The 12,499-nt window shown below is 69.4% G+C and carries 12 protein-coding genes and 1 pseudogene; 9 read left to right on the top strand and 4 right to left on the bottom strand.

All coding sequences use genetic code 11. From position 1 onward, the window contains the following. Positions 1-44 precede the first annotated feature (44 nt). The gene (locus KHP12_RS35715; RefSeq protein WP_086883429.1) at positions 45-665 is read right to left on the bottom strand and encodes an NAD(P)-dependent oxidoreductase; all 621 of its coding nucleotides are present in this window, start codon (positions 663-665) and stop codon (positions 45-47) included. Between the two features lie 132 nt (positions 666-797). Here KHP12_RS35715 and KHP12_RS35710 point away from each other — a divergent pair, with 132 nt between their 5' ends. The 4 genes from KHP12_RS35710 (at position 798) to KHP12_RS35695 (ending at position 6,236) form a co-directional block, all read left to right on the top strand. Further along, entirely contained in the window at positions 798-1,523 is a 726-nt protein-coding gene (locus KHP12_RS35710) for a TetR/AcrR family transcriptional regulator (RefSeq protein ID WP_244203026.1), read from the top strand. 278 nt (positions 1,524-1,801) lie between these two features. Further along, positions 1,802-4,015 (top strand): MMPL family transporter, encoded by a 2,214-nt coding sequence (locus tag KHP12_RS35705; protein ID WP_244203025.1) that lies wholly within the window; start codon positions 1,802-1,804, stop codon positions 4,013-4,015. A 62-nt stretch (positions 4,016-4,077) separates the two neighbouring features. After that, positions 4,078-4,815: a response regulator transcription factor gene (locus KHP12_RS35700; RefSeq protein WP_086883428.1), complete on the top strand. Its 738-nt coding sequence runs from the start codon at positions 4,078-4,080 to the stop codon at positions 4,813-4,815. Beyond that, positions 4,812-6,236: a sensor histidine kinase gene (locus KHP12_RS35695; RefSeq protein ID WP_086883427.1), complete on the top strand. Its 1,425-nt coding sequence runs from the start codon at positions 4,812-4,814 to the stop codon at positions 6,234-6,236. The genes KHP12_RS35700 and KHP12_RS35695 overlap by 4 nt, the downstream gene beginning before the upstream one ends. On the opposite strand, the pseudogene KHP12_RS35690 reads toward KHP12_RS35695, so the two are convergent. After that, positions 6,222-6,359, bottom strand: a pseudogene (locus KHP12_RS35690) (IS481 family transposase); the annotation flags it as partial. The gene KHP12_RS35695 and the pseudogene KHP12_RS35690 overlap by 15 nt on opposite strands. Positions 6,360-6,487: 128 nt before the next feature. On the opposite strand from KHP12_RS35690, the gene KHP12_RS35685 reads away from it, so the two are divergent. After that, complete coding sequence (locus KHP12_RS35685) at positions 6,488-7,090, top strand: hypothetical protein (protein ID WP_086883426.1); 603 nt, start codon at positions 6,488-6,490, stop codon at positions 7,088-7,090. A gap of 98 nt (positions 7,091-7,188) precedes the next feature. Beyond that, positions 7,189-7,467 (top strand): hypothetical protein, encoded by a 279-nt coding sequence (locus KHP12_RS35680; RefSeq protein ID WP_211834091.1) that lies wholly within the window; start codon positions 7,189-7,191, stop codon positions 7,465-7,467. 47 nt (positions 7,468-7,514) lie between these two features. Here KHP12_RS35680 and KHP12_RS35675 read toward each other — a convergent pair whose 3' ends face one another. Continuing rightward, the gene (locus tag KHP12_RS35675) at positions 7,515-7,739 is read right to left on the bottom strand and encodes a hypothetical protein (protein WP_037959585.1); all 225 of its coding nucleotides are present in this window, start codon (positions 7,737-7,739) and stop codon (positions 7,515-7,517) included. A gap of 88 nt (positions 7,740-7,827) precedes the next feature. Here KHP12_RS35675 and map point away from each other — a divergent pair, with 88 nt between their 5' ends. Next, positions 7,828-8,685, top strand: a complete 858-nt coding sequence (gene map, locus KHP12_RS35670) for a type I methionyl aminopeptidase (RefSeq protein WP_086883424.1) — start codon at positions 7,828-7,830, stop codon at positions 8,683-8,685. A gap of 54 nt (positions 8,686-8,739) precedes the next feature. Here the strand turns inward: map and KHP12_RS35665 are convergent, their stop codons facing one another. Next, positions 8,740-9,963, bottom strand: coding sequence for an RNA-guided endonuclease InsQ/TnpB family protein (locus tag KHP12_RS35665; protein ID WP_086883423.1), 1,224 nt, complete (start codon positions 9,961-9,963; stop codon positions 8,740-8,742). A 390-nt stretch (positions 9,964-10,353) separates the two neighbouring features. On the opposite strand from KHP12_RS35665, the gene KHP12_RS35660 reads away from it, so the two are divergent. Together KHP12_RS35660 and efeO are read left to right on the top strand one after the other, a co-directional pair. Continuing rightward, the gene (locus KHP12_RS35660; RefSeq protein ID WP_086883422.1) at positions 10,354-10,998 is read left to right on the top strand and encodes a biliverdin-producing heme oxygenase; all 645 of its coding nucleotides are present in this window, start codon (positions 10,354-10,356) and stop codon (positions 10,996-10,998) included. A gap of 359 nt (positions 10,999-11,357) precedes the next feature. Continuing rightward, positions 11,358-12,491, top strand: coding sequence for an iron uptake system protein EfeO (gene efeO / locus KHP12_RS35655; RefSeq protein ID WP_086883421.1), 1,134 nt, complete (start codon positions 11,358-11,360; stop codon positions 12,489-12,491). Positions 12,492-12,499 lie beyond the last annotated feature (8 nt).

Here is a 12,499-nt window from a genome sequence, read left to right as displayed (position 1 = left end):
CTGCTACGAAGGGGCAGCCGAGCGGTGCGGACCGACGTACCGGGTCAGCCGAGCGGGACGAGGATCTCAGCGCGGTGCGCAGGCGCCTCCGCCTCGTCGATCAGGAGGGCCGCGAGGGTGTCGCGGGTGATCCGGGGAGGGAGGAAGGGCTGCGGGTAATCGGCCAGGCGCAGGATGCGCCGAGTCGAGCTGACGGGCCCCTTGGCGACGTCCGGCGCGTGAAAGACAGTGGCGCCCCCGGCCAGTGCGATGCCGTCGGCAGTGGCCTTCTCGGCGAGCTCCTTACCCACGAACATCCGCATCACCGCCTGGTAGATCGCTCCGCCCGCGCCGGTCGAGACCCCTGAGCCGAGGGCGCCGAGCCAGATCGTACGGACCTTCGCGGCGACAAGACGCTTCGCGCCCGCCTCCAGGACGCCGGGGCCCTCACCCTTGCTGACACCGAGGGCGGAGATGACGACATCGACGTCGGAGAGGTCGGGAAACGCAGCCGGTGAGGCGACCTCGGCCCGCCTGATCCCGACCCGATCGCCGGCACTGGGATCGGAGACGGCGAACGCTTCGGGCCGGCGGACCAGAGCGACCACCTGGTGCCCGCGGGCGAGGGCTTGCTCCACGACGGTGCGGCCGGTCCTGCCGGTGGCTCCCAGCACGGCGATGCGCATGACTTCCCCTTTGACTGAACAACTGTTGGCAATGTGAGTGAACAAGTGTTGGTTAAAGATGTCAAGCCGATGCGAGCAGGTAAGGTGAACAGGTGTTGCTTTGGGATTCGGGCGGACCCGGGAGGGATGCGCATGACTGCTGGTGACCCGGCGCCGGTACGCCGGCGCAACCCGCGCGGGCAGGGGCAGGTGCTCAGGGCGCAGCTGATCGAGGCGGCCGCCCACTTGCTGGCAACCCTGGATCAGCCCGAGACCTTGACGCTGCGACGGGTCGCACGTGAAGTCGGAGTGGCTCCGGCGAGCATCTACAGCCACTTCCCGGACCTGGGCGCCCTCATCGATCACGTTCTGTGCCAGCGGTACGAGGAGTTGGCGCGTCTGATGGACCGGGCCGAGGCTTCGGCCACGGACCCGTTGGGTGCGCTCGTCGCCCGCTGCGCTGCCTACGTCCGCTGGGGCGTGGAGCAGCCGGGCCACTACAGGACGCTCTTCGGCGGACGGATGCCCCGCGACCTGGCTCCTCGCCCGGACGCGACGACCGGCACCGGCGCGGAGGCCGAGGCGTACGGCGACTCCGTTCACGAAGCCGGTGCAGGCCTGCTGGAGGCGCTGATCGCCGCACTGGCAGCGGTCACCGGAACGCCCGACGCGCCCGAACGGCGATGGCAGGCCGGCCTGCTCCTGTGGACCGCCATGCATGGCCTGATCAGCCTCTACAACGACCACGGCGACCTTCCCTGGCCACCGCTGGACGACCTGCTCGCCGATCTGATCGCCCTGCACACGGCGCGGTCCGCGAAGGAGATCGCAGATGTACTCGCCCGGGGAACGGCGCAGTCCCTCACGGCCGCACCTTGACCGTGGCCTCGGCAAGGGCGGCCGGTGCCGGGACAGGGCGGCCGTGACCGGGCTTGCCCCCAGGAAGCCGCTCATTCCACAGTCCGCGTTCAGGAACCGCGACGGCTCCGCGCTTTCGTCACCTCGTCGTGGACACGCACGCCGCGGTTTCCTGCCCGCCGGACCTGAAAGGTGCCCTGCATACCGTCAAGCAGCCGTCAAGCGCAGCGTGGGACGACCGTCAAGCACGCCGAACAGGATCGTCGTTGTCACTTCTACCTTTTGACGAGAGATGGGCAATGGCAACGCTTCTGTACCGGCTCGGCGCCTTCGGCGCACGACGATGGCGGACGATGGTGATCGGATGGCTGATCGTTCTCGCGGCCGTCATCGGCCTGGGACTGACGTTCGGCGGATCGTTCCAGAACAGCGATTCCATCCCGGGCTCCCCGGCCCAGACCGCGCTGACGAGGATGGACCGGCACTGGCCCGAACCGGACAAGCAGTCCGCACAGGTCGTTTTCCAGGCGCCACCCGGTCACAAGCTGAGCGAGCCCGGATTCCAGGGGCCGCTGCGCGCCAGTCTGGCGGCGGCAGGCAAGGTCGCCGGGGTCACGGCGGTCGGCGACCCCGCCCAGGACGGCATGGTCTCGCCCGACGGGCGGACCGCGGTGGCCCAGGTGGGGTTCAGCACCGCGAAGGACAGCGACGTGCCCACCGCGACGCTGGACGCCTTGAAGGCCACCGGCGCCACGGCCACGAAGGCCGGGCTGACGGTCGTGTACGGCGGTGACGCGTACGCCCCCACGACGTCCCCGGTCGGCCCGACCGAGCTGATCGGCATCCTCGTGGCCCTGGCGATCCTCGTCATCACCTTCGGTTCACTGCTGTCAGCCGGAATGCCGCTGCTCACCGCCGTCCTCGGCGTGGTCGGCAGCATGATGGCGACCATGGGCCTCGCCTCGGCGGTCGGCATCTCCGAGAACGCCCCCACGCTGGCGGTCATGCTCGGGCTCGCGGTCGGCATCGACTACGCGCTGCTCATCGTCTCGCGTCACCGCGCGCACCTCGCCTCGGGCATGCCCGTCGGAGAGTCGGTGGCGAAGGCCACCGCCACCGCGGGCAGCGCCGTGGTCTTCGCCGGCGCGACCGTGCTCATCGCACTGGCAGGACTGTCGCTCGCCGGCGTCCCCATGCTGACCTCCATGGGCCTGGCCTCGGCGGGCGCCGTCGCGATGGCCATGATCATGGCGCTGACGCTGCTGCCCGCGGTGATGTCCGCCTTCGGCCGCAGGCTCGTTCCCAAACCCGGCTCCCGGGCGGCCCGTACCACCCACCCGGCCAGGACGACGATGGGCGCGAAGTGGGTGAGCGGCGTGCTCCGCCACCCGGTGCGCTACCTGATCGTGGTGACGGTCGGGCTTCTGGTGATCGCCGCGCCCGCCCTGCAACTGAAGATGGCCCTGACCGACGACGGCTCGAACGCGAAGGGGACCGCCACCCGCCAGGCATACGACACCATCGGCCATGCCTTCGGCCCCGGCGCCAACGGCCCGCTGATCGTCCTCGTCGAAGGCGCCGACGCCAAGGCCACGGCACAGACCGCCGCCGCGGTGAAGCAGAAGCTCAAGGGCATCGACGGCATCGCGGACATCAGCGGGATCGACACCGCCAAGGACCTCGACGCCGCCCGTATCCAGGTCATCCCGACCACCGGTCCGCGCACGCAGGCCACCAGCCGACTCGTCTCCCGCCTGAACGAGGTCACCGGACCCGTGGCCCGGCACAGCGGCAGCTACGTTGCTGTCACCGGCCAGACGGCCGTCAGCATCGACGTCTCCACCAAACTCAGCGGCGCGCTGGTCCCGTTCGCGGTCGTCGTCGTGGGCCTGTCACTGTTGCTGCTGCTGATCGCCTTCCGGTCCCTCGCCATCCCGATCAAGGCCACCGCCGGGTTCCTGCTGTCGGTCAGCTCGGCCTTTGGCGCGATGGTCGCCGTCTTCCAGTGGGGCTGGCTCGCTGACCTGCTCGGTGTGCCCAGCCTCGGCCCGGTCGGCAGCTTCGTCCCCATCATCGTCATGGCGGTGCTGTTCGGGCTGGCCATGGACTACGAGGTGTTCCTGGTTTCGGCGATGCGCGAGGAATACGGCCACCGCAAGGACGCCCGCCGCGCGATCGTCGTCGGGGCGCGCAACGCTTCCCGGATAGTGACCTCCGCCGCCCTCATCATGATCGCGGTCTTCGTCGACTTCGTGTTCGGCAAGGATCCCGACGTCATGCCGATCGCCTTCGGTCTCGCCTTCGGCGTCCTGGTGGACGCCTTCCTGGTCAGAATGACCCTCGTGCCCGCGGTTCTCGCTCTGCTCGGCGACCGCGCCTGGTGGCTCCCCCGCCGCCTGGAGCGCTTCCTGCCGCACCTGGACCTCGAAGGCGAAAGCATCACCGCGGGCCCCGACGGCGCGGACCGCATTCCCACCCGCGACGGCCTGGAAAGCGAGTCCGTGGCACGATGACCGGATCTGCCGATGCCCGGGAGCAAAGAAGCCGTCGTCCCGACCCGAGGAGCGCAGCGCACATGAGTGTCAGCAATGTCCCGGCCGCTGCCGGCTCCGGCCCGGAACCCGACAGGGTCCTGGTCGTCGACGATGACCCCGGTATCCGGCAGTTGCTGATCTCGGCGCTCGGGTTCGCCGGGTTCACCGTGGACGCGGCGGGCGACCTGACCGAGGCACTGGCCCTGGTCGCCCGCCGCCCGCCCGACGTCGTCGTCCTGGACGTGATGCTCCCCGGGGCGGACGGTTTCGAGATCCTGCAGCTCCTGCGCGAACGCGGCATCACAGTCCCCGTCCTCTTCCTCACTGCCCGGGACGCGGTGGAGGACCGGGTCCGCGGACTGCGCCTGGGCGGCGACGACTACGTCACCAAGCCGTTCAGCGTCGTCGAGGTGGGTGCCCGCCTGCAGGCGCTGCTCCGCCGCGCCCGCGGCGGCTCGCCCGCCGCGGAGGAGTCGACACTTCGCTGCGCCGACCTGGAGATCGACGACCTGCGCCACGAGGTGCGCCGCGGCGGCACCCTCGTCGACCTGTCGCCCACCGAGTACCGCCTGCTGCACCACCTCATGTCCCGCCAGGGCCAGGTGCTGTCCCGGTCGCAAATCCTCGAAGCGGTCTGGCAGTACGACTTCGGCGGCGACTCGGTCGTCGTCGAACGGTTCGTCTCCAACCTCCGCCGCAAGATCGACCACGGCCGCGCCCCGCTCCTGCACACCGTCCGCGGCATCGGTTACACCCTCCGGCAGCACGGCGACCGATGAACCTCGCAGGGCTCCACGGCCGCCTGCGGCCCTCGCGCGCCGGGGTCCGCCTACGCATCCTGGCCGGACTCGCCGTCCTGCTCGTGGCCGGGCTGACGGCGAGTTCGGTGACCAGCATCCTGATGCTGGAAAGCTTCCTCCACAAACGCAACACGCGCACCCTGCGGGACACTTCCGCCCGGCTGCAGGCCGTCATCGCCCGAGGTCCGCAAGTCGCCGACGGCGACCAGATCTCCGCTCTGCTGGGCCCGCCGTTCGGCAGCATCGCCATCGACGCGCACGACCGGATCCTGCTGTCCACCGGCTCCGGCGATCTCGCCCCCGAGGCGCTTGTCCGCGCCACCACCACCGTCCCCGCCGGCCGCGTCATCGACTACGGCAACGTCACGGGACGGGACCACCTCAGTGCCGTCCGCATTCCCAGCCCCGGCCTCGTCCTGGAGAGAGCGGGCAGGTCTGCCGTCAGGCCGGCAGCCGTCATCCTGGTGATGGACATCGCGGTCGACGACTCCACCACCGATACCCTCGTCGCTCGCCAACTGGCGATCGTCGCCGGCGCCCTGGTGCTGCTCCTCGCCCTCGCCGTCCTGGTACTGCGGCTGGGTATGCGGCCACTGGCCACGATGGCCGCCAGCGCCGACGCGATCGCCGAAGGACACCTGACCGAACGCCTTCCCACCCGCGGAAACCGCAGCGAGACCGACCAACTGGCCGAAGCGGTCAACCGGGCTTTCGACGCGCAGGCCCGCGCAGAGGCCACTGTCCGCTCACTGGCCGCGGACACCTCGCACGAATTGCGCACTCCGCTGTCCACCATCTCCGGCTGGCTCGACCTGCACCGCCAGGGCGGACTGACCGGGCCCCGGCTGGAGACCGCGCTCGGGCACATCGAGAACGAGGTCGGCCGCATGCGGCTGCTGGTCGAGGACCTCTCGCTGCTCGCCCGCCTCGATGCCGGCAGGCCCATCGAGCAGGAACCCCTGGATCTGACCGCGCTGGCCGCCAGCGTGGTGGAGGACGCACGGGTCATCTACGCGGCCCGTAGCATCACCCTGACCGCCACCGGACCGGCCCGGGTGACCGGCGACGCGGCCCGACTCCAGCAGGTGCTGCGCAACCTCGTCGGCAACGCGGTCCAGCACACCCCGGCACAGGCCGCCGTACACGTCACTGTCACCACCACCCCCGGATACGTCCAGGTCTCGGTCGCCGACGACGGCCCCGGCATCGCCCATGACGACCTGCCGCGCGTCTTCGAACGCTTCTGGCGTGCCGAGGCCAGTCGCAGCCGCTCCTACGGTGGTTCCGGCCTGGGTCTGGCCATCGTCGAGGCGATCGTCCACGCCCACCACGGCCACGTCTCGGTGGAGTCAGCCGTAGGTGTCGGGACCACCGTCACCGTACGGTTGATGACCGGTTGACCGAACCGCGGGATACAGGTGGGCGATGCGGGCCGGGCCCCACCGGCGCAGCACGCGGACCTTGATGATCCGCCGCTCGGTGCGGGTCGGGGTCCGGCGCGGGCTGTGGTGCGGGCGGCTCGTCGTGACGCCTCATCAGGCGAGAACGCTTTCGCCCTGTCCACGGCATGCCCACCGCATATGCCTCGAACGGGTGAGCCGGACCCGAATCGCGCCCGCCGGGGCGCGGGCCGGGGCAGGATCCGGATGCCATGGACGCCGTAAGGGTCGCGCTGCTGCGCGAAGTCCTCGCCGGAACGGAATGGCTCCAGGCCGCCCGCCGCTTCGCGGGCTCGCTACGGGCCTCGGTCGGACCGCGCGCGGGCGGACTGCTGCTGGTCGGCAGCGAGGCTTACGAACCGTGGCACCTGGCCGCGCACCTCGACGACGAGGCGGCCTGGTCCGGGCTGCCCGAGCTGTCCCCCACCCTCGTCCGCCACCGGGTGCCGGAGGGCGGCGCCGTCCCCGCGCATCTGGCGGTCGGGCTCGGGCGGCTGGAGCGGGCGGGCCGCGGGGAGACCCTGCTGGTGGTCGCGCCGGGCGAGCCCGGGTCCGGACTGCTGGAGCGGGTGAACGACGCCCGCCGGGGCGGGGCCACCGTGCTCGCCCTCGACGGCGGCGACGCCGAGCTGCACGCCCTGGCCCACGACGCGCTCTCCGCCCCCGAGGGCGGCGAACTCGACCTCGACACCCTCCAGCACCTGGTCAGCGCGGCCGCCGGCGAAAACAGCCTGCCGCGTCCCGGCCGCCGCCGCTTCCAGGACCGGCTGGCCCGGCTGGCGGAGCACTTGGCGGCGCCGCCGACGCATTGGTGAGGGGGCCCCGCCGACGCCGCTCACTCGGTCGACCACTCCGACCGGTAACAGTTCACCCAATCGGGGTATGTAACTGTCGGCGAGGTCGCGAATACGGGATGCTGTCAGTGTCCTGCGCGGACTCTTCGCCGACGAGGACCTGGAGACCTGCCTCTGCCGCTTCGACGGGCGGGAACCGGTTCAGGCCCTGTATCGAGGATGTCATCGAGTTCCTCATCACCGAACGGCTTGTCGAGGCGCACGACGGCTGGGGGCAGAGAGTCGAAGAAGGCCGGGTCCGCTACCGCAGAGGCCAGCTCAAGGCCGCGATGCGGCGCCACCCGGATGTGGTGGAGGAGTACTTGCGGGACAGGCAGCGCAAGGAGAAGCGCGACTGAGGTGTGGAGGTCCACCGCACACCTGTGGGCGGGGACCCCGGTCGGCCTCAGTCCGTCGCCGCGGGATCGTCGTCGCGCCAGCGCGGGTCGTTCCGCCACTCCTCATTGCGCTCGCGCGCCGTCTCCATCGCGCGGGCGGCCTCCTCCGGGGAGCCGTACGGGCCGAGGCGGTCGGCGGCGCGGCACTCCGGGCCCTCCTCGACCTTCTGGTGCTTGATGCAGTAGTACCACTCGCCGGGCTTGCCGGCGGTTCCCCTCTTGAACAGCGCCATCCCGGCCTCCGGCCTCCGCTCGTTCCCCAGTGGCCCGAAGGGCCCTTGCGGCCATGCTGCCCCATGCGCCGCCGATACACTCGCTGATATGTCTGGCCAGTCGCTTCTAGTCCCGGGGAAGCTCTCCCCCACCCGCACCGTCCCCGCCTCGATCCCGCGTCCGGAGTACGTCGGGAAGGAGGGCCCCACTCGTTACGACGGGCCCGAGGTCCAGGACGCCGAGACGATCGAGCGCATGCGGATCGCCGGGCGGATCGCCGCGCGGGCGATGGAGGAGGCCGCCAAGCTGATCGCACCGGGGGTCACCACGGACGAGCTGGACCGGGTGGCCCACGAGTACATGTGCGACCACGGCGCGTACCCCTCGACGCTGGGCTACCGCGGGTTCCCCAAGTCGCTGTGCAGCTCGGTCAACGAGGTCATCTGCCACGGCATCCCCGACACCACCGTCCTCAAGGACGGCGACATCGTGAACCTCGACGTCACCGCCTACATCGGCGGGGTGCACGGGGACAACAACGCCACCTACCTGTGCGGCGAGGTGGACGAGGAGTCGCGGCTGCTCGTCGAGCGCACCCGTGAGTCCCTCAACCGCGCGATCAAGGCCGTCAAGCCGGGCCGCCGGATCAACATCATCGGGCGGGTCATCGAGTCGTACGCCAAGCGCTTCGGCTACGGCGTGGTTCGCGACTTCACCGGCCACGGGATCAACACCTCGTTCCACTCCGGCCTGATCGTGCCGCACTACGACAGCCCGCACCACACCACCGAGATCAAGCCGGGGATGACCTTCACCATCGAGCCGATGCTGACGCTCGGCACCCATGAGTACGACATGTGGGAGGACGGCTGGACCGTGGTCACCAAGGACCGCAAGCGGACGGCGCAGTTCGAGCACACACTGGTGGTGACCGAGACCGGGGCGGAGATCCTCACGCTGCCTTGACTTGCTCCTCGGACTGAAGTCCGAGGATTCTGGCCTTCCCTTCCGAAGTCTGTGCTATGCGGCACAGACTTCTGGAGGGAATCCGTGGCTTCCTGCTTCGTTGCGCTGTGCCAGAACGGGTTCTGGTCTTATCGGCGCTCCACAGGCCGATACCGCCAGTCCGGCGGCCTTTTTCACGTTGCGTGCGGAGTTGATGTCCCGGTCGAGGAGGGCTCCGCAAGCGGGGCAGGTCCATTCCCGGATGTGGAGGGGTTTGGGTCCGTCCACGTGGCCGCAGTACGAGCAGGTCCGACTGGTCGGCACGAACCTGCCGATCTTGATCAGGGTGCGTCCGTACCGGTCGGCCTTGTAGACGAGCATGGCCACAAACCGTGACCAGCCCGCATCGTGCACACTCTTGGCCAGTCTGGTGCGTGCCAGTGCGTTCACCGCCAGGTCCTCCACGCCGATGGCTTGGTTCTCGCGGATCAGCTTCGTGGAAAGCTGGTGGTGAAATTCACGGCGCGCGTCGGCGACGCGGGCATGCTCACGGGCGACCTTCAGGCGGGCCTTCTCCCGGTTCCTGGATCCCTTCTGTTTGCGGGACAGCTCCCGCTGGGCCTTCTTCAGCTTCTTCTCCGCGCGGCGCAGAAACCGCGGAGAGTCGATCTTCGTGCCGTCGTCGAGGATCGCGAAGTGCGTCAGCCCCAGGTCGATGCCGACGGTCCGATCGCTGTCGGGCATCCGGGCGGCGTCGGCAGCCGGGTCGGTGTCAATGACGAAGGAGGCGAAGTACCTCCCGGCCGCGTCCTTGATCACGGTGACGGAGGTGGGGGTGGTGGGCAGGGTGCGCGACCACTTCACCTTGACGGCCCCGATCTTCGGCAGGCTCAGTTGTCCGCTGCCGGTGACCGACCAGCGGGCGTTGGCGGTGAACCGGATCGACTGCCGGGCATCCTTGCGGGACTTGAACCTCGGCGCCCCGAGTTTGGGTCCCTTGCGCTCGCCCTTGAGGGAGGCGAAGAAGTTCTTGTAGGCCGTCTCGGCGTCGCGCAGGGACTGCTGGAGCACGACTGCGGAGACCTCGCCCAGCCAGGAGCGGGCCTTGGTCTGTTTGGCCTGGGTGATCAGGCGCGTGGACAGCTCCCCGGCTTTCGGGAACGGGCCTCCCGCCGCTCTGGCGTCCTCGCGGGCGCGCACGGCGTCATTGAAGACGACGCGGGCGCACCCGAATGCCCGTGCCAACGCGCCGCGTTGGGCGTGATTCGGGTACAGGCGAAAGCTGTACCGAAGCCGCATGAGAGCCACCGTACGCACTTGGGCTATGGGAGAGATGCAGGAGATCAGAACTGGTCAGCACAGTGCTTTCGTGATGCATATGCACGCGGTCTTCGTGACAAAGTTCCGGCACAACGTGTTCACGGACTTCACCCGGTGCGAATGGAGGAGATCACGCGGTCGGCCCGCGGACTTCGAGTACGAACTTGCGGCGTTCAACGCCACGTTCCGCTGTGGGTGAACTTCCCGCCCCAAGGTCACTGCCCCCTGCCCGGCTCCGCCGGAACCAATGGATCCCGGTAGCCGACAGCCGAACGGACGCGCCGTTTTACCGACAGTCTGTCGGGAAAGTATTGACGCTCTCTATTTAGGCAAGGCTAACCTACACACCTCGGCCCCTGGAAATCCACCGTGGAGTTCTCCGCCCAGATCCGCACCGCCTCACGGGAAGCGCACTCGGACGTCGGGAGCTCGTCGTTCATGAGCGATCTGCTCGGTGGCCGACTGGGGGTGGCGGCCTACCGCCGCTACTCCGAGCAGCTGTGGTACGTCTACCGCGCCCTGGAGTCTCCGGCCGACGCGCTCGCGACAGACCCGGTGGCGAGCCCGTTCCTCCGGCCGGAGCTGGCCCGGCTGGCCGAGCTGGAGCGCGATCTGGCCCACCTCGGCGGCCCCGACTGGCGCAGCGGCCTCACCGCGCTGCCCGCCACGGCGGCGTACGCGGCGCGGGTCGCGGAGTGCGCGCGTGACTGGCCAGCGGGCTACGTGGCCCACCACTACACCCGCTATATGGGCGATCTGTCCGGCGGCCAGATCGTCCGGGACACGGCGGAGAAGACCTGGGGCTTCGACCGTAAGGGCGACGGGGTGCGGTTCTACGTCTTCGAGTCGATAACCAACCCCGCCGCGTTCAAGCGCGAGTACCGCGCGCTGCTGGACGCGCTGCCGGTGGACGATCTGGAGAAGCAGCACGTCGTGGAGGAGTGCAAGCGCGCCTACGCGCTGAACGCGGGGATCTTCCGGGAGCTGGCCGAGGAGTTCCGGCTCAGCGCCTGAGCGGGGGCGCGGGCGAGTCCACGCCGTCGGCGGCCCTCCCCGCCGGTCTGCCCGCCACGCGACCGGGGGACGACATCTGACGAGCCGCACCCGCGGGAAGAGCCGAGCCCATTGAAGCGCCGCACCCATAGAAGCGCCGTGCCCGTGAAAGCACCGCGCCCACAAGAGGCGTGCGTCACTCTTCCCGAACTGCGAACCGCACCAAATCAGCCACCTTGACCAAACCTTTGCCATTCACGGGGCACTCCTTGACCTTACACAGGATCGACACAGGCAAGGCTCAGTTAAGTTAGGCCAGCCTTATCCGCCCGCCGAACGTCCGTCCTGTCCTGCCTGCCCTGATTCCGTCTGGAGCCTGTATGCGAGCCGCTCGCACCCCTGTTGTCGCCGCGATATCGGCACTGACGACGATCACCGCCGTCGCCGGATGCGCCCAGAAGTCCGACGCCAAGGACTCGGACGCCATCCAGGTCACCGCCTCCGACAGCGCGTGCGAGGTCTCCAAGACCTCCTTCCCCGCCGGGCATGTGAAGTTCGCGGTGGAGAACAAGGGCTCCAAGGTCACCGAGGTCTACGTCTACGCCCCGGGCGACCGGATCGTCACCGAGCGGGAGAACATCGGCCCCGGCACCAGCACCTCCATCAACGCCGAGATCAAGGCCGGTTCGTACGAGATCGCCTGCAAGCCCGGGATGAAGGGCCACGGCATCCGCCAGAAGGTGTCCGCCACCGGCAAGGGCAAGCCGGCCCAGCGCGACCCCAAGCTGGACAAGGCGGTGGCCGAGTACCGGACGTACGTCCAGAAGCAGGCCGACGACACGCTCCCCACGGTCCAGAAGTTCGCCGACGCGGTCAAGAAGGACGACCTCGAGGGCGCCAAGAAGCTCTACGCCCCCTCGCGCATCGGCTGGGAGCGCACCGAGCCGGTCGCCGAGTCCTTCGGCGATATCGACCCCAAGGTGGATGTGCGCGAGGACGGCCTGGAGAAGGGCCAGAAGTGGACCGGCTGGCACCGGCTGGAGAAGTCGCTGTGGCAGACCAAGAAGATCACCGCGGCCGACCATGACCTCGCCGACCAGCTCATCAAGGACCTGAAGGACTGGCAGAAGCGCGTCGGCACCGCCGACATCACCCCCACCGGCATGGCCAACGGCGCCAAGGAGCTGCTGGACGAGGTGCAGACCGGCAAGGTCACCGGTGAGGAGGAGCGCTACAGCCACACCGACCTGGTGGACTTCAAGGGCAACGTCGAGGGTGCCGAGACCTCGTACAAGCTGCTCAAGCCCGTGGCTTCGAAGAACGACCCGGAGCTGGCCAAGGAGCTCGACAAGCAGTTCGCGGCCGTCGGGAAACTGCTGGACAAGTACCGCGAGGGCGATGGCTTCGTGTCGTACGACACCGTCTCGGAGTCCGAGCGCAAGAAGCTGTCCGACGCCGTCAACGCGCTCGCCGAGCCGCTCTCCCGGCTCGCCGCCGCCGTCGTCACCAAGTGAGGGGGCCG

The sequence above is a fragment of the Streptomyces asiaticus genome, from assembly GCF_018138715.1.
Lineage (GTDB): Bacteria > Actinomycetota > Actinomycetes > Streptomycetales > Streptomycetaceae > Streptomyces > Streptomyces asiaticus.
The sequence above is the reverse complement of the archived record's forward strand: the minus strand, read 5'-3'. Positions and strand labels throughout refer to the sequence as shown.